Here is a 17,925-nt window from a genome sequence, read left to right on the forward strand (position 1 = left end):
TTCTTTTAATGCTTGCTGCGCAGTTTCTTTCTGAGAGTGTAGGCAAGATTGGAGAGGTGGTAAAGAGGATTAGTTGGCAGGTTGAACTCACCAGCGAATTCCTCAATGGTCGGATTGAACTTGGATTTAAAGCTGTAGAGACCGCCCTTGAGGTCGTTTTCGATTCCGCCCATATTTTGCCAATCTGCTCCGCGCTCAAAAGCATGTTTGGCCGTTTCATACCAAGTGATAATGGCTGGCTGGTAACGACGGTATTCCTCGTCCATTCCGGCATAGATATTTTCAGAGGTCTTGCCGTATTCTAAGACCAGTGTGCCAGATAGTGGAACGACAGCAGCACCTTGGCTGATTTTGTCCTGCAGAAAGTCAATCTCTTCTTGAAGGCGTTTCTGTTCTTGTTGGTTATTCTCAATCTTGCCAGGCTTGGTTTTCTCGGTAAATTTCTCTGCTTCCTTGAGTGTCTTGGTCAGTTGAGTCTGCAAGTCTTCCAATCGTGCCTTTAGATCAATGCTGGACAAGGTGATGTAGGAGTGCTCAGGATAAGTATCCAAGAGTTTTTGGTAATAGTCTTTGCCACGCAGGTGGATATTTTTTCTATTTTCCGTTTTCTTCATCAGGCCTGAAAAGTCATCCAGCAATTCTGCTCCGCCAAATTGGATTTGAATGCCTTTGTTACGGGCAGTGCGAATAGCCTGTCGGGTACTCTTAGAAAGCAGCTCCTCGCTGAAGTCTTCTTTATGAATATTAGCCTGCAAGCGAGGTTGGATGGTTTCGTCCAGAGACTCAGTCCGTCCGACCCAGACAGCTCCTGCTCGCTGCAAATCTTGAATCAACTCAATCGTCTCTGCCTTGTCTTGCAATTCACCACCCATCTTGCTTTCTGCCAGGAAGAGACTAGGGTCAAACTTGACAAAGAGCGCTTTTTTCTCCTTAGCAAATTTCTTGAGCGACGCCAAAACAAAGGTCAGCAGCTCCTTGTCACTATAGTCCATGATGGGACCGCGAGGGATATAAAGCATGGTCATCCCCAAGGGAAGTGGTTTAATTAGGACACTGGCTGCAGCAACCAAGTGGTCATCTTTATAGAAGCCCAAGCGTTCGTTTTCCCAGTTGTCCTTGATTTGAGCCCAGGCTGAACTCTGCAGAAGATTGGCCTGCGGATGAGCCGTGACAAAATCGTCGTGTTCCTGAGCTGAAATTCCAATTTTGTAACTAAACATTATTTTAAAACCCACTCTCTAATAGCGTGCGCTACGCCAGATTCGTCGTTCGATTTGGTGATATATTTGGCGATTTTCTTGAGTTCTTCCTTGCCGTTTTCCATGACAACAGGAGAGCCAACGGCTTCCAGCATGGCGCGGTCGTTTTCTTCATCACCGATAGCCATAGTCTGCTCCTTGCTTAAGCCAAGTTTTTCAGCCAGATGAAGGATAGCAGCCCCTTTATTGACAGTCTTTTTGACAATTTCCAGATAGAAAGGAGCTGATTTAACCAGTGTATATTTTTCAGCTAATTCCGGTGGCAGCTTAGCAATGGCCGCGTCCAAAATTTCCGGCTCATCAATAAACATGCACTTGACGATTTCTTTATTGGCCATTTCTTCAGGTGTGCGGTAGAAGATTGGCATGCTGACGAGATTGGACTCGTAAACAGTGTACTTGCCGATGTTGCGATTGGCTGTATAAATGCCGTCCTTGGTGATGGCATGCATGTGAACACCTAATTTTCGCCCGAGCAGTTCGATATCCAGATAGTCGTCATAGGTCAGTGTTTCTTTGATTAATTCTTGACTTGTGACAGTATCCTGCACCAGTCCGCCGTTGAAAGTAACGACATAGTTGTCTGGCTGATTAAGCTCTAGATCCTCGAGAAGCTTTTGAACGCCTGCAATAGGACGGCCGGTTGCAATGACGATTTTGACACCAGCAGCTTTGGCATCCTGAACAGCACTGAAGACTTCAGGAGTGATTTCTTTTTGGTTATTTAAAAGGGTACCGTCAATGTCAACGGCAACTAATTTGATAGACATATTATTCTCCGTAGGTAAATTGGTCGTTTTTGATATAGTGCATAAAGGTCTGGTTTTTTTCGCTGAAAAGTCCGGTCTCTGCTAGCATTTCCTTGGGGAAGTAGAAGCGATTATCACCCTGTCTGGTCCCGGCTAGCGAATGGACGATAGGAGACAGGCTGGACAGTTCTGCTAAGCTGCCATCTTTTTGTAGGATTTCAATCTGAGTCCGGGGTTTTTCAACGTCAGGCCGGTAGAAATCGTAAGGTAAATCAAAATTACGATGGATAGCAGTATAGTAATCAGGGTCAAAACCAACCTGTCCAACTAGGTCTCGCATGATATCCAAATGCCCTTCGTTTTCCTGAGAGAAGACGATAGACTTAAAGACCTTGCGGTTGATAAAACGCTGAGCCAAGTCAGATAAAATCTTGTCTGGACTAGTCATCCAGACTTGGAAATAGGTATTCATAACACCATCATCCAAGGCCAGATAATCCTGCAGGGTCACTCTGTTTTCAAAGAATGGAATGAGATTGGGCGATGACAGCGCAAAATAATCTTTCTGGGCCGGATAGAGGAACTTAGCTCGCTTGAGCAGATTTTGCAGCAGAACTTCCATCGCTCGGCTGGCCGGGTGGAAATAGACCTGCATGTACATCTGGTAGCGGCTGACTACGTAGTCTTCCACCGCATGCATGCCATTGCGCTTGAAGGCGATGCCGTTTTCTACTGGACAAATCACTCGTAAAATTCTGGTTAAGTCAAATTGCCCATAGGAAGCGCCAGTAAAGAAGGAATCGCGCAAGAGATAATCCATCCGGTCCACATCAATCTGGCTGGAAATCAGCTGGACCACCTGCTTATTGGGATAGGTATGGTTAATAACGCTAGCTACCTTTTCTGGAAAATCTGGTGAAACCTGCACCAGTACCTGATGAATCTCTGTTTCAGGACTGGTGATGATTTGCCGCGTAATGTCCTCGTGATTAGTATCAAAAAGGCGCTCGAAAGTGTGTGAATAAGCTCCGTGTCCCAAGTCATGCAGGAGAGCGGCTGTCATGGTCAGTAGGCTTTCATGGCTGTCCCAGTTGGCTTGGTATTTTTCGTTGAAAATCTTGGTGATGCGCCGAGCAATCTCATAAGCTCCCAGACAATGCGAAAAACGGCTGTGCTCCCCGCCGTGGAAAGTATAGCCGGAAGTACCCAGCTGTTTGATGCGGCGCAGCCGTTGAAATTCTTTAGTATTGATTAAATCATAGATAACCTGATGGTCCACATGAACATAATTATGAACTGGGTCCCGAAATACTTTTTCAATCATGTTACCATTATACCACAAATCATAGTAGGAAAAAAATCAAAGCTGCAACTGAAAGAAGAGCAATTTTATCCTTTTTTTGATAAAATAGGGAAAGAAAAAGAGAAACGAGATGAAGATGCAAATCAGAATAAAAAATCACATCCAGCTGGACGGGCATACCGAGCTAATCGATCAGGTCTACGATACGGACTGGACGCAAAAAGGAGACTTTCATTATCTGCTATACAAGAATGAAGAAGGAGAGAAAGTAGTTCTGAAGTTTCACGATAAAGAGCTTGTTATGACGCGCTTTTCTGAGCCTAAGTCCATCATGCGCTTCATCAGTCAAGGTCAGGCGCTAGTTGGCATCCATACACCTGTGGGCTTCCAGCAGTTTGTGACCGATACTTCTTTCTATAAAGTTGATTTGACCAAGCAGGTTCTGCAACTTCATTATCAGTTAAAAACAGTTGATGGAGAGCAGATTTTTGCCTGCTATGAAATGGAGATTAGCTGGGGTTAGCTGTAATTCTCTGAGAAATCTCTTGAAAATCATGATGTTTCCCTTGCAAAAGCCTGAAAATTTGGTATAATAGTTTCTAACTCAAGGGAGTAGCTAACGGAATAACCGTTACAAGGTCGTCAATACGAAAGAAATTTCCGGCCTTGTATGAAATAGCGAGACTTGTTAATAAACAGGTCTCTTTTTTGTTTCTGACTTTTTGGATATGACTGATTCGGCTTGAGATGATGAGTCCTAGTGGTCAGAAAACTTCAGAAATAAAAGAGGCCAAGAGGAGGAATACATTGTCAAAAGAACAAAAGCGCCAAGCTTTTTACACCCAGAGTCCTGAGGAAATTTTCAAAACTTTGGACGCTTCAGAGCAAGGTTTGTCCAGTCAAGAAGCAGCCAAGCGTTTAGCTGATTATGGCCGCAATGAACTGGATGAAGGGGAGAAAAAATCTCTCTTAATGAAGTTTTTGGAGCAGTTTAAGGATTTGATGATTATCATCTTGTTGGTAGCAGCTGTCTTGTCTGTTGTCACATCAGGTGGTGAAGATATTGCAGATGCTTTAATCATCTTAGCGGTCGTAATCATCAATGCCATTTTCGGTGTCTATCAGGAAGGCAAGGCTGAAGAAGCGATTGCGGCTCTCAAGTCTATGTCCAGCCCGGCTGCGCGTGTCCTGCGTGATGGCCATGTCACAGAAGTGGATTCTAAGGACTTGGTACCTGGCGATATCGTTAGACTTGAAGCCGGCGACGTTGTCCCAGCGGATATGCGTCTTTTAGAAGCTAATTCACTGAAAATCGAAGAAGCGGCTCTGACAGGTGAGTCTGTTCCGGTTGAGAAAGATTTGACTGTTGAGGTAGCTGCAGATGCTGGTATTGGCGACCGTTTGAATATGGCCTTCCAAAACTCAAATGTGACATATGGTCGTGGGGTTGGGTTGGTTGTCAATACAGGGATGTATACGGAAGTCGGTCACATCGCGGGTATGTTGCAAGATGCGGATGAAACGGACACACCGCTTAAGCAAAATCTTAATAGTCTGTCTAAGGTTTTGACCTATGCTATCTTGGTGATTGCTGCAGTGACCTTTGTAGTCGGTGTCTTCATTCAAGGTAAAAATCCACTGGATGAGCTGATGACATCTGTAGCTTTGGCTGTTGCGGCTATTCCAGAAGGTCTGCCTGCTATCGTTACCATCGTGCTGGCTTTGGGAACTCAGGTTCTGGCTAAGCGGAATTCGATTGTCCGTAAGCTTCCAGCTGTTGAGACTTTGGGATCAACGGAGATTATCGCTTCGGATAAGACTGGTACCCTGACCATGAATAAGATGACGGTCGAAAAAGTCTTTTATGACGGAGTCCTGAATGAAGCTGGACAAGATATTGAACTTGGCTTGGAGCTACCTCTCGTACGTTCAGTTGTTTTAGCCAATGATACTAAGATCGACCAGGAAGGAAAACTGATTGGTGACCCAACAGAAACAGCCTTTATCCAGTATGCTTTGGACAAGGGCTATGATGTGAAGGTCTTTTTAGAGAAATATCCTCGTGTAGCTGAGTTGCCATTTGATTCAGATCGTAAGCTCATGTCTACTGTCCATCCATTACCAGATGGGAAATTCCTTGTGGCAGTAAAGGGTGCACCAGATCAACTCTTGAAACGCTGTGTTGCCCGTGATAAGGCTGGAGATGTTGCAGCGATTGATGACGCTACTTCACAGTTGATCAAGTCTAATAACTCAGAAATGGCTCACCAAGCTCTGCGTGTCCTTGCAGGTGCTTATAAGATTATTGATAGCATTCCAGAAAACCTCATTTCTGAAGAACTTGAAAACAACTTGATCTTCACTGGTTTGATTGGAATGATCGACCCTGAACGTGCCGAAGCAGCAGAAGCTGTTCGTGTCGCCAAGGAAGCTGGCATTCGTCCAATTATGATCACTGGTGACCACCAAGATACAGCTGAAGCGATTGCCAAACGCTTGGGAATCATCGACAAAAATGACTCTGAAGATCATGTCTTGACTGGTGCTGAGCTCAACGAACTTTCAGATGAAGAATTCGAAAAGGTTGTTGGCCAATACTCTGTCTATGCACGGGTTTCTCCTGAGCATAAGGTACGGATTGTCAAAGCGTGGCAAAACCAAGGTAAGGTTGTAGCCATGACAGGTGATGGTGTCAATGACGCGCCAGCTCTGAAGACAGCGGATATCGGTATCGGTATGGGAATTACAGGTACAGAAGTATCTAAGGGTGCTTCAGATATCATTTTAGCGGATGATAATTTTGCGACAATAATCGTAGCTGTTGAAGAGGGAAGGAAAATATTTTCTAATATTCAAAAGACTATTCAATACCTACTTTCAGCTAATATAGCAGAAGTATTAACGATATTTTTTGCAACTTTATTTGGTTGGGATGTGTTGCAGCCAGTTCACCTACTTTGGATTAACCTAGTAACAGATACCTTCCCAGCTATTGCTCTGGGAGTTGAACCAGCTGAGCCTGGTGCTATGAATCATAAACCTCGTGGTCGTAAGTCAAGTTTCTTCTCAGGCGGAGTCATGAATTCAATTATTTATCAAGGTATTCTACAAGCTATGCTAGTCCTGTCAGTCTATGGCTATGCTATTTCGAATCCAGTTCATCTTGGTAATCAAACTGCTATCCATGCGGATGCTCTGACAATGGCCTTTGCAACTCTTGGACTCATCCAGCTCTTCCATGCTTATAATGTGAAATCTGTTTATCAATCTATCTTTACAGTTGGTCCATTCAAGTCTAAGACCTTTAACTGGTCTATCCTGGTTTCTTTCATCCTATTGATTTCGACTATTGTAATTGATCCGCTGGAAAAGATTTTCCATGTAACCAAGCTGGACTTGTCACAATGGACGGTTGTTTTGATTGGTAGCTTTGCCATGATTGTCATTGTTGAGATTGTTAAGTTCATCCAACGTAAATTAGGTATGGATAAGAATGCTATTTAACAGCAAAAAGTCATCTGCGGATGGCTTTTTTTATAGCAACCAAGACTTCATTGCTTTTTCCAATTTTCGCTCCTGTTTATTAGAAGTCTATGTGCAGTTGGACAGCAAAAAACAGCTCTCAGATGAGCTGAGAGCTGCAATTCAACATTTCCATTACTGAACTTCAATCACTGTTAAAGCATCTCGCAGTTCAGCTGCCAGGTGTTTTTTCTTATAGTCTCGAAATTCGGCTAAATCTTTAAAAGCATTATAACGCTTGTGCAGGCGGTACATCTGGGGAATCTTATACTGAGGAAAATCATTAAAAAAGTTCCGAGTCAGTTCCCATTCACGAATGTAGCCCAGAGGACGCATATGGTAGCGGACACCTTCGATGATACGGCTTTGGTGGCGGTGATGGAGATGGCCGAAAACCACCTCTTTCACCCTGTATTTGACAAAGAGTCGATGAAAAGCTTGGCTTCCTAGGAAGGCGTTGAAGCGCTGGAAATAGGGATGGTCGTATAGAAAGTCTTGATGGGGGACAAAATGCAGAGCAACAATAATTGGGCCATCTAAAGTCATCAGCAGTTCTTCTAACTCTTGCAGCGTCTGAGCTGTAATGCTAGGATCGTCGAGTTGACGCTCCAATCTGCGGTCAAACCAGAAATTGGTCTTGGTTCTCAGATGCTCTTCCTTGCTTTTTTCTGGAACAAAGCTGTAGTCATACCAGCCAGAAAAGCTGACGAGCTTGGTCCGGCCGAACTGCTGGACCTGAAAATCATAGTTTGAAATTTCTTGCTCAGAAAGTCCCAGCATATCGTGGTTTCCCAGATTAAAAGAAAGGGGAATTTCTTGCTTCAAAGTTTCAATAAAGGGCAAACTGATCTTGGCCAGGTCGTTGGACAGGTCTCCAGCAATGTGTAGGTGGTCAATCCCTTCCTCTTTTAAAAGCTGGAGAAGAGCTTGGTGCTCAAAATCCCCAAACTGATTGGAGTCCAGATGGAGGTCGCTCATAAATCCGATTCTTGTCATGGTTTTAGTCTAGCATATTTTTCAAAACTTGGAAATGCTTAAGCACCTATGGAGAGTCTCCCTTTTATCTGAATACCTAATAAATTATGGCAATTATCTGTTTCGTTTATTCATGGATGAAGTCTAGGAAGTCTTGAAATAATTCTTCCAACCCCATGTCATTATATTACTTTTCTAACAATTAGGTGACAAGGAGTCGCTTGTCTTGCCTAGCTAGGGAAAATCCGATAAAATGTAAGCTGCTGAATGTGAGATTAGGCAAACTGTTTAATTTATGTTATAATTAAACGATATGTGAAAAGAGGTATTTATGGACATTTCAGAAATTCGTCAAAAGATTGACGCAAATCGTGAAAAATTAGCTTCTTTCAGGGGGTCTCTTTGACTTAGAAGGTCTGGAAGAAGAAATTGCCATCTTAGAAAATAAGATGACAGAACCCGACTTTTGGGATGACAACATTGCAGCCCAGAAGACTTCTCAAGAGCTAAATGAACTCAAGCAAACCTATGAAAATTTTCATCAAATGACTGAGCTTTTTGATGAATCGGAAATCTTGCTTGATTTTCTGGCTGAAGATGAGTCGGTTCAGGGTGAGTTGGAAGAAAAGCTGGCCGAACTCGAGAAAATGATGACCAGCTACGAAATGACCCTGCTCCTATCTGAGCCTTATGACAATAATAATGCTATCCTTGAAATTCACCCGGGATCTGGTGGTACAGAGGCCCAGGATTGGGGAGATATGCTGCTGCGTATGTATACACGCTTTGGCAATGCCAAGGGCTTCAAAGTAGAGGTCTTGGACTATCAAGCTGGTGATGAAGCAGGCATCAAGTCAGTGACTCTTTCATTTGAAGGGCCGCACGCTTATGGTCTGCTCAAGTCAGAAATGGGAGTCCACCGTTTGGTCCGGATTTCGCCATTTGACTCAGCCAAACGTCGTCATACTTCTTTTACCTCAGTAGAGGTCATGCCAGAGCTGGATGACACCATTGAGGTGGAAATTCGCGATGACGATATTAAGATGGACACTTTCCGCTCGGGAGGAGCCGGCGGGCAGAACGTCAATAAAGTTTCGACTGGTGTGCGGCTGACGCATATTCCTACAGGAATCGTGGTGCAGTCTACCGTTGACCGGACCCAGTATGGAAACCGCGATCGGGCGATGAAGATGCTACAGGCCAAGCTTTATCAGCTAGAGCAAGAGAAACAAGCAGCTGAAGTCGATTCACTCAAGGGAGATAAGAAGGAGATTTCCTGGGGCAGCCAAATCCGCTCCTATGTCTTTACGCCTTATACTATGGTCAAAGACCATCGGACCAGTTACGAAGTAGCACAGGTGGACAAGGTGATGGATGGAGATTTGGATGGTTTCATCGACGCTTATTTGAAATGGCGTTTGAACTAGGAAATGCAAGAGATTAGAATTAGATTGAAAGGAAATTTCAATAGATGTCAATAATTGAAATGAAAGATGTTGTCAAGAAGTATGGCAACGGGACCACTGCCCTGCGTAGTGTGTCTATTAACGTAGAACCTGGGGAGTTTGCCTATATTGTAGGCCCTTCAGGAGCGGGAAAGTCAACCTTTATTCGTTTGCTTTACCGGGAGATAAAGTTGGATAAGGGAAGTCTAAAAGTAGCTGATTTTGACTTAGCTAAGATTAAGAAGCGTGATGTTCCAATGCTGCGTCGTCAGGTCGGAGTAGTCTTCCAGGACTATAAACTTCTTCCTAAAAAGACGGTGTATGAGAATATTGCCTACGCTATGGAAGTTATCGGTGAGCGCCGTCGCAATATTAAAAAGCGGGTTATGGAAGTGCTGGATTTGGTTGGTCTTAAGCATAAAGTTCGCTCATTCCCTAATGAGCTTTCTGGTGGTGAGCAGCAGCGGATTGCCATTGCGCGTGCTATTGCTAACAACCCTAAAGTCCTGATTGCGGATGAGCCGACAGGAAACTTGGACCCAGATAATTCATGGGAGATTATGAACCTGCTGGAGCGGATTAACCTTCAGGGAACAACTGTCCTGATGGCCACCCACAACAGCCAGATTGTAAATACTCTGCGTCACCGCGTTATTGCTATTGAAAATGGCCGTGTGGTACGTGATGAAGCGGAAGGAGAATACGGATACGATGATTAGAAGATTTTTTCGTCATTTGATTGAGTCGCTTAAGAGTCTTACGCGGAATGGTTGGATGACTGTAGCGGCTGTCAGCTCGGTTATGATTACCTTGAGCTTAGTAGCTGTTTTTGCTTCAGTAATTTTAAATACAGCCAAGTTGGCAAATGATATTTCCAATAATGTCCGCGTCATGGTATACATGCGTAAGGATGTTTTCGATAATAGCGAAACGATTGTAAAAGAAGGTCAAACAGTTCAGAATGAAGACTATCACAAGGTCTATGATGCTCTGACTTCTATGAAAAATGTAGAGAAGGTTACTTTTTCTAGCAAGCAAGAGCAGTATAATAAGCTAACAGAGACCATGGGTAGTGAGTGGGATGTTTTTGATGAAGAAAATAATCCTCTTTACGATGCTTATATTGTTGAGACCAAGGCACCTAAGTATGTAGAATCTGTTACAAAAGATGCTCGTAAGATTGATGGTGTATCAGAGGTTCAAAATGGTGGTACCAATACCAAAAATCTCTTTGCGTTTTCTAATTTCATCCAAACATGGGGATTGATTGGAACAGCGCTTCTGATTTTCATTGCTATCCTTCTCATTTCCAATACTATTCGGATTACCATTATTTCCCGAAGTCGCGAGATTCAAATCATGCGCTTGGTTGGTGCCAAAAATAGCTATATCCGCGGACCATTTCTGTTTGAAGGAGCATGGATTGGCTTGTTAGGAGCAACAGTTCCGTCACTTGTAGTGTATTTGACATATGGTATAGCCTACCAGACTATGAATAAGAGCTTAGTAGGTCAAGGACTTTCTATGATTGATCCAAAACTCTTTAGTCCGATTATGATAGCAGCACTCTTTGTGTTGGGAATTCTTATCGGATCATTGGGGTCTATCATCTCTATGAGACGCTTCTTGAAGATTTAACAAATCATAAAAAACAGAGTTTGAAATTCTTCAAACTCTGTTTTTGTTATGGGTAATTGCTTTAATGGCTACTGAGCTAAAAATGGGTTAAAGATTTTTTCATGTGAAATAGTGGTATCATAACCATGACCAGGATAAACAGCATAGTCTTTAGGCAATACCAGAAGTTTCTCACGAATAGACGTCAATAATTGCTCCATGTTTCCTGTCGGCAGATCTGTTCGTCCGATGCTTTCTCGAAAGAGGGCATCGCCCGTCAAAACAAGGCAGTCATTAGGAAAGACTAGAGAGACACCTCCGATGGAGTGGCCAGGTGTTGCAAGCACATAGAAGTGAAAGCCTCCAAGATCATAGTCTGTTTCGTAGGAGAAAAACTCTTCTGCTGGTCGACAGATAATATCATCCAGATCAGCATGGCGCGCCAGACCAGATAGGTTATCTGTCGGTGTGTAAAGCCAGCTGCTTTCGCTCTCAGCCACATAGACAGGTGGGGCAGCATAGTGCTCTCGGACCTTTTCTAAGCTCATGATATGGTCATAATGGGTGTGGGTTAGGAGAATAGCAATCACAGGTTTGGCGAGTTCCTCTAGACTGCGCTCAATCTTTTTCCAGTCACTGCCAGGATCGACGACTAGGAGGCCCTGGTTATTTTCTAAGATATAGGTGTTTTCAAAAGCTACAAGGTTGGTAATTTTATGAATCTTCATTTGATTTCCTCGGAAAATGTATTCTGCTATTGAGTGTAACAGAAAAGAAAATTTTTTGCACAGAATTGCTTTCTAGGCTAGGGCTGAAAATTTTCAGATGTCTCAGAATGGCTTTTATGATATAATCATAGCAGTATGACACAAAATGATTATAAGTATGCCGTTGTGGACTTGGAGGCTACAGGAACAGGCAGCAGTGCAAAGATTATCCAGATTGGCATTGTTCTGATTGAGAATGGAATCATTACCAAGACTTATGAAACAGATGTCAATCCTCATGAGGAACTGGATGAGCATATCAAAGAGCTGACAGGTTTGGATGATGAGCGGCTTGGCCGAGCACCGGAGTTTTCTCAGGTAGCAGCTGAGGTATATGAGTTGATTCAGGATGCGATTTTTGTCGCTCATAATGTCAAGTTTGACGCTAATCTACTAGCAGAGGCCCTTTTCTGGGAAGGGTTTGACTTGCTGACACCGCGTGTGGACACGGTAGAGTTGGCTCAGGTCTTTTACCCTACCTTTGATAAATATTCCTTGGGTAATCTCTGTAATTTGCTGGATATTTCTTTAGAAAACGCCCATACTGCGCTGGCAGATGCTCAAGCAACGGCTCAGCTATTTTTAAAAATACAAGACAAAATCAAGAGCCTACCCAAGGCCTTGGTTGAGAAAATGCTAACTTTGGCTGACAGCATTATCTATGAGTCGCGCTTGGCTATCGAGGAAGTTTATCAGACGATGCCGGATCAGCAAGATAAGGAACTGCAATCCTGGCATGGTATTTTCCTGCGACGTTCCCAAAAGCTGACTTCGGAAAAGAAGCTGTCGCAGGATTTCCTCACCAATCTATACCTGCTGGGCTTAGAAGAGCGGTCTGAACAGCTCAAATTTGCTCGTTTTATGGAGGAAGCTCTGGACCAGCAGGAGCCTAGTTTTTTAGAGGCGCAGACAGGCTTGGGCAAGACTTTTGGCTACTTGCTGCCTATTCTATCTAGAGGTCAAGAAAAAGTACTAGTGACGGTTCCGACTAAGATTCTGCAGGACCAGCTGTTGCGAAAGGAAGGGCGATTGTTGGAGGAAGTATTTGGTATTTCCTTTCACAGTCTCAAGAGTCCGGAGAATTATCTCAAGCTGGACCATTTCTATCAGACATTGGACAGGGAATATGACAACCGTCTGGTTAATCGCTGCAAGCTGCAACTCTTGGTTTGGCTGGCAGAAACTAAAACAGGTGATTTGAATGAAATCGGGCAAGCTCATCGCTTCTCAAGCTACTTCAATGAAATCCGTCATGATGGCAAGCTAAGCAAACATTCTATTTTTTATGAGGAAGATTTTTGGCGGCTGGGACAGGTCAAGTCAGCTACCAGTCGAGTCGTGATTACCAATCATGCTTATCTACTGACGCGTTTAGAGGATGACCAGTCTTTGCTGGACAATCGTGTTCTGGTAGTTGATGAAGCTCAGAAGATGTTTTTTGCCTTGGAAAGTTTCTCTCAAGCCAGTATAAATCTGACTAAAACGCTGCAGCAGATAAATCATCTCCTTCAAGAAGAAAGGGAACTTCTGCAGCAACGGCTTTTGCAAAGCATTCAGTTTGAGCTGGCTGATGCCGCAGAGAAGCATCGCAAGAAAACATCTGAGCTAAGTCCGGAAAAGATTGCCCGACTGCTTCAGGATGTGTCCGAGTTAAAGACAAGTTCATTGCCTGAGCTGCAGCACTTGTTCAGTGGCAAATACCAGTATTATTGGTTGGTTGATGAAGTTTTGGCAGATCATCGCTTGATGACTCTGCATGCTGGCCGTTCAGAATTGCTGCATTTTACTGATTTCCTGCCTGAAAGTGCCAAGGTTATCTTGGTTTCGTCGACTCTTGAAATCAGCTCAAAGGTCAATCTGGCGCAGTTGCTAGGCTTTGAAAGTTATCACTTTTACAAGCTGAAAAGCAAGAAGAAGCCACTGCAGAAGCTCTTTTTAGATGAAAGTTTTCCAGCAGTAGTGGATTTGTCAACTGAGGATTTTGCGCAAGAGATTGTTGCTTGCCTGCAAAAAGTAGCAGAACTAGGTCTGCCTATCGTCGCCCTCTTCACCTCTAAAGACTTGCTTTTGACTGTTTCGGACTTGCTGGCTCTACCGCATTTGGCCCAATATAAAAATGGCGATGCCGGCAATATCAAACGCCGTTTTGATAGAGGAGAGGCAAGTATCCTTTTGGGCTCTGGTAGCTTCTGGGAGGGGGCAGATTTTGCTGAGCAAGATCAGATTATTCAGTTGATCACTCGGATTCCATTTGACAATCCCAAGGATTTCTTTGTGCAGAAGATTAACAGCCGCCTGAAAGCAGAAGGTAAGAATGCCTTTTATGATTATCAACTGCCTCTTGCCATCTTACGGCTTAAGCAGGCTATTGGCCGGACCCGGCGTAATGAGCATCAGAAGTCAGCTGTCATTCTTTTGGACAATCGCATTTCTAGTAAACGCTATGGAAAGCAGATTCAGCATCATCTGTCACAATTGGCTTCTTTGGATATTCTGCCAGAGGCAGCCATTATGCATGAATTACAAGACTTTTTTGACTGAAACTATCTGAAATCAGCTGAGTTTTATTGGCTGATTTTTTAGTTCCATTCAGATTTTTGGGAAAGAATTTGTTATAATGAGAGGCATAAGAAAGAAGGAGTGCTCGTGAAAAAATATTTACCAGGAATTCTGTTATCCTTTGGCATAGCGGCTGTTTCTATCTTTTTAGGCGGCTTGCTTCCCTTGATAGGCTCTAGTGTTTTGGCTATTGTCTTTGGGATTGTTTTGAACAACAGCATGAAGCTGCCGGCTGTTTTTCAGGAAGGACTCAGCTATTCAGGGAAGAAATTGCTGCAGTATTCCATCATCTTTTTGGGATTTTCCATGTCCATTGGTCAGGTTTCTGAGACAGGGATTTCTTCTCTTCGTATCAGTCTTATTACGATTCTGATAGCCTTTCTGGCGGCCTATCTGGCTGGCCGTTTCTTTAAGATGAATCGTGTCTTGACTATTTTAATTGGTTTTGGAACAGCCATCTGCGGTGGCTCTGCCATAGCGGCTGCTTCACCAATCTTGGAAGCTGATGAAGAGGAAATCGCTCTGTCTATCTCCACTATTTTCTTTTTCAATATTTTAGCAGTATTCATTTTCCCTTTTTTAGGGCATTTGTTGCATATGTCGGATACCCTTTTCGGGACTTGGGCTGGAACAGCCATCAATGATACTTCGTCAGTAGTGGCGGCAGGCTATACATATAGCCCGTCAGCTGGCGACTTGGCGACCATTGTTAAGCTTAGTCGGGCTCTGATGATTGTACCGGCCTGCTTGATCTTCGCAGCTTATCGCTATATCAAGTCTAAGAAGTCGTCACAAAAGACAAACTTGAAACAGATTTTTCCTTGGTTTATAGCTTGGTTTGTCCTAGCTTCACTTATCAGCAGTCTTGGATTTCTGCCGGCTGCTGTCATCCCTTATACAAAATTCATTTCTCAGTGGCTGATGGCTATGGCCTTGGCAGCTATTGGCGCAAAGGTTTCCTTTAAGCAGTTTAAGCAAGCAGGAGCAGCGCCTTTGCTGACTGGTGCCTTTGCTTGGTTTTGTGTCGCTGTTTCTAGCTTGATTATCCAGTATTTTTTCTAAAAAGGAGGGACTATGCCCTATCAAAGACGGACGTTTGAGTCTCGGATTGATTATAGTTTAATTTTGCCTGTTTTGATGCTGCTTTCAATCGGAGTTGTGGCTATTTACATTGCTGTTAGTCATGATTATCCTGACAATGCCTGGCCCATGGTTGGTCAGCAGATTGCCTGGATTGCGGTGGGCTTCCTGCTCAGCTTTATCCTCATGTTTTTTAACACCAAGTTTCTCTGGAAAATTACGCCTTATCTCTATGTTTTTGGTCTTAGCCTCATGGTCTTACCACTGATTTTTTACAGTGAATCTCTGGTAGCCTCTACTGGTGCCAAAAACTGGATTGCTATTCGTGGTGTGACCCTCTTTCAGCCCTCGGAGTTCATGAAGATTTCATATATTCTCATGCTGTCGCGGCTGGTGGTCCATTTTCTCCAGCAGCACAAGCAGGATGAGCGAACCTTGGCTTTAGACTTTTTTCTGATTCTGAAGCTTGGGCTCTACACAGTGCCTGTTCTGGTTCTGTTAACTCTCCAAAGTGATTTGGGGACGGCTCTGGTTTTTGTTGCTATATACGGTGGCATCGTTCTACTGTCAGGTGTTTCTTGGAAGATTATCCTGCCGGTCTTTCTGACGGGAGTCTTGTTGTTGGGAGGATTTCTCTTTATCTTTATTTCTGATGGCGGTCGTGCCTTTCTGCATAATCTAGGCATGCCGACCTACCAAATCAATCGGATTTTGGCTTGGCTTCATCCCTTTGACTACGCTCAGACGACCACCTTCCAGCAAGCACAGGGACAAATCGCTGTCGGAAGCGGCGGTCTGACTGGTCAAGGCTTTAATGTTTCGAATCTCTTGGTGCCTGTTCGGGAAAGTGATATGATTTTCACCGTTATTGCAGAAGATTTTGGTTTCTTAGGTTCAACCTTGGTTATCATGCTCTATTTACTGCTGATTTATCGCATGCTAAAGATTACGATTAAATCCAACAACCAGTTTTATACTTATATCTCAACTGGCTTTATCATGATGCTGCTCTTCCATATCTTTGAAAATATTGGAGCGGTGACAGGGATTCTACCTCTGACAGGGATTCCGTTGCCCTTTATCTCACAGGGTGGCTCTTCCATCATCAGTAATCTTATCGGTGTTGGTCTCCTGCTGTCCGTCTCCTATCAGAATAGCTTGACGGATGAAAAGAAGGAGCGAATTCCAGCTGTCCGTAAAAAAGTCGTACTGAAGAAATTAAAATAAAAATAAAGCAAGTTTTTGACTCACAAATCAGATGGGATTTTGTGACTGGCTCATCTCAGAAAGGATATTTTTATGAAAAAAGCAGCTTTACTCTTAGCTCCCGGCTTTGAAGAAATAGAGGCCTTGACAGTTGTGGATGTCTTGCGCCGTGCTGGTCTTGTCTGTGATATGATTGGTTTTGATGAATCAGTGACTGGCTCTCATGCCATCACTGTTAAAGCAGATCAGGTCTGGAAGGGACGACTGGATGACTATGATATGGTTATTTTACCAGGGGGGATGCCAGGATCGGCCAATCTTCGTGATGATGACAGCCTGATGCAGCTTTTGCAGGACTTTCAGCAGTCGGATAAATTCATCGCTGCCATTTGTGCCGCTCCCATTGCTCTTGACCGCGCAGGTATCTTGACTGGTAAGTATTTCACTTGCTATGATGGTGCGCAAGACAATATTGAAAATGGAACTTACCGTAAAGAAACAGTTCTTGTTGATGGGAAGTTGATTACTAGCCGTGGTCCATCAACTGCCTTGGCTTTTGCCTATGAACTGGTTCGTCAGCTGGGCGGAGATGCGGACCAGTTGGCTGATGCCATGCTTTACACAGATGTATTTGGAAACTAAAAATAGGCTGGGACTCAAACTATGTCCCAGCTTTTTTGAACCCTTATGCACTTTGCCGCCCTCTACATGGAACGGGTTTAGAGATATTGGAAAGGCCGGAACCATCATCCATTTTTAAATTTTGGATTTTTTGAGATATTTTGTTTAGAAAAAGGCTTGAAAAAAGTCGGAAAAGTGCTGGATTCAGGCAAATATTAGCCCCTTTTTCATGAAAATTATGGTATAATGAAAGGTATGAATTATCAAGATTACATCTGGGATTTAGGTGGAACACTCTTGGATAATTATGAAACTTCGACTGCAGCTTTTGTTCAGACTTTGAAAGAATACGGTTTGCAAGCTGGTCATGACGAAGTTTATAAGGCCCTCAAGGTGTCTACGGACTATGCAGTCCAGCAGTTTGCTCCCCAAGAAAAAGACTTTTTGAAGTTTTATAAGGCCAATGAAGCAGAAGAGTTGACTCATCCTGTCTTATTTGACGGCGCGACAGACTTGCTTAGGCGGATTGTGGTCAAGGGTGGTCGGAACTTTCTGGTCTCCCACCGGGACAACCAAGTGCTGGAAATCTTGGTGAAAACTGCCGTTGCATCAGCATTTACAGAAGTGGTGACATCGGCGAATGGTTTTCCAAGGAAACCCTCACCAGACTCCATGCTATATCTAAAAGACAAGTATCAGATTGTCTCTGGTTTGGTCATTGGTGACCGTCCACTGGATATTGAAGCAGGGCAGGCAGCTGGATTTGATACCTATCTCTTTGATAATATGCAGCATCTTGAAGAATTTATAGATATTGATTAG

General features: G+C 43.6%; 15 protein-coding genes. 10 read left to right on the forward strand and 5 right to left on the reverse strand.

Annotated features, from left to right (window positions below):
* Positions 1-5: 5 nt before the first annotated feature.
* Genes FKX92_RS11365 through FKX92_RS11375 form a run of 3 tightly spaced genes read right to left on the reverse strand, consistent with a single transcriptional unit; the run spans position 6 to position 3,332 of the window.
* A complete protein-coding gene (locus FKX92_RS11365) occupies positions 6-1,220 on the reverse strand; it encodes an aminoacyltransferase (RefSeq protein ID WP_187759439.1) in 1,215 nt (404 codons plus the stop codon).
* On the reverse strand, positions 1,220-2,029 hold the full coding sequence (gene yidA, locus FKX92_RS11370; RefSeq protein ID WP_002906855.1) for a sugar-phosphatase: 810 nt from the start codon (positions 2,027-2,029) through the stop codon (positions 1,220-1,222). Before yidA ends, FKX92_RS11365 begins: the two co-directional genes overlap by 1 nt.
* Before the next feature lies 1 nt (position 2,030).
* On the reverse strand, positions 2,031-3,332 hold the full coding sequence (locus FKX92_RS11375; RefSeq protein WP_002919284.1) for an HD domain-containing protein: 1,302 nt from the start codon (positions 3,330-3,332) through the stop codon (positions 2,031-2,033).
* A 115-nt stretch (positions 3,333-3,447) separates the two neighbouring features.
* Here FKX92_RS11375 and FKX92_RS11380 point away from each other — a divergent pair, with 115 nt between their 5' ends.
* Together FKX92_RS11380 and FKX92_RS11385 are read left to right on the forward strand one after the other, a co-directional pair.
* On the forward strand, positions 3,448-3,834 hold the full coding sequence (locus FKX92_RS11380; RefSeq protein ID WP_187759440.1) for a DUF1934 domain-containing protein: 387 nt from the start codon (positions 3,448-3,450) through the stop codon (positions 3,832-3,834).
* Between the two features lie 284 nt (positions 3,835-4,118).
* Positions 4,119-6,815 (forward strand): cation-translocating P-type ATPase, encoded by a 2,697-nt coding sequence (locus FKX92_RS11385; RefSeq protein WP_187759441.1) that lies wholly within the window; start codon positions 4,119-4,121, stop codon positions 6,813-6,815.
* Positions 6,816-6,968: 153 nt separating this feature from the next.
* Here FKX92_RS11385 and FKX92_RS11390 read toward each other — a convergent pair whose 3' ends face one another.
* Positions 6,969-7,829 carry a metallophosphoesterase gene (locus tag FKX92_RS11390; RefSeq protein WP_149566360.1) on the reverse strand — a complete coding sequence of 287 codons (861 nt, stop codon included), beginning with the start codon at positions 7,827-7,829 and terminating at the stop codon, positions 6,969-6,971.
* Positions 7,830-8,139: 310 nt separating this feature from the next.
* Here FKX92_RS11390 and prfB point away from each other — a divergent pair.
* From prfB to ftsX, 3 genes are all read left to right on the forward strand, one after another.
* A protein-coding gene (prfB, locus tag FKX92_RS11395; RefSeq protein WP_097677707.1) for a peptide chain release factor 2 occupies positions 8,140-9,235 on the forward strand; the annotation gives its coding sequence in 2 pieces (ribosomal slippage) (positions 8,140-8,211 and positions 8,213-9,235; 1,095 coding nt in all).
* 44 nt (positions 9,236-9,279) lie between these two features.
* A complete protein-coding gene (gene ftsE, locus FKX92_RS11400) occupies positions 9,280-9,972 on the forward strand; it encodes a cell division ATP-binding protein FtsE (RefSeq protein WP_002895890.1) in 693 nt (230 codons plus the stop codon).
* Positions 9,965-10,891, forward strand: a complete 927-nt coding sequence (gene ftsX / locus FKX92_RS11405) for a permease-like cell division protein FtsX (RefSeq protein ID WP_002895888.1) — start codon at positions 9,965-9,967, stop codon at positions 10,889-10,891. Before ftsE ends, ftsX begins: the two co-directional genes overlap by 8 nt.
* A gap of 68 nt (positions 10,892-10,959) precedes the next feature.
* On the opposite strand, the gene FKX92_RS11410 is transcribed toward ftsX, so the two are convergent.
* Positions 10,960-11,598, reverse strand: coding sequence for an MBL fold metallo-hydrolase (locus tag FKX92_RS11410; protein ID WP_002934430.1), 639 nt, complete (start codon positions 11,596-11,598; stop codon positions 10,960-10,962).
* A gap of 135 nt (positions 11,599-11,733) precedes the next feature.
* Here FKX92_RS11410 and FKX92_RS11415 point away from each other — a divergent pair, with 135 nt between their 5' ends.
* From FKX92_RS11415 to FKX92_RS11435, 5 genes are all read left to right on the forward strand, one after another.
* Positions 11,734-14,178 carry a bifunctional DnaQ family exonuclease/ATP-dependent helicase gene (locus FKX92_RS11415; RefSeq protein WP_149566361.1) on the forward strand — a complete coding sequence of 815 codons (2,445 nt, stop codon included), beginning with the start codon at positions 11,734-11,736 and terminating at the stop codon, positions 14,176-14,178.
* Positions 14,179-14,277: 99 nt separating this feature from the next.
* A complete protein-coding gene (locus FKX92_RS11420) occupies positions 14,278-15,258 on the forward strand; it encodes a YeiH family protein (RefSeq protein ID WP_149566362.1) in 981 nt (326 codons plus the stop codon).
* A gap of 12 nt (positions 15,259-15,270) precedes the next feature.
* Positions 15,271-16,503, forward strand: coding sequence for an FtsW/RodA/SpoVE family cell cycle protein (locus FKX92_RS11425; RefSeq protein ID WP_125332194.1), 1,233 nt, complete (start codon positions 15,271-15,273; stop codon positions 16,501-16,503).
* Between the two features lie 72 nt (positions 16,504-16,575).
* Positions 16,576-17,124, forward strand: a complete 549-nt coding sequence (locus FKX92_RS11430; RefSeq protein ID WP_149566363.1) for a DJ-1 family glyoxalase III — start codon at positions 16,576-16,578, stop codon at positions 17,122-17,124.
* A gap of 234 nt (positions 17,125-17,358) precedes the next feature.
* Positions 17,359-17,925, forward strand: a complete 567-nt coding sequence (locus FKX92_RS11435) for an HAD-IA family hydrolase (protein ID WP_316250860.1) — start codon at positions 17,359-17,361, stop codon at positions 17,923-17,925.

Source organism: Streptococcus sanguinis, assembly GCF_008329445.1.
GTDB lineage: Bacteria > Bacillota > Bacilli > Lactobacillales > Streptococcaceae > Streptococcus > Streptococcus sanguinis_O.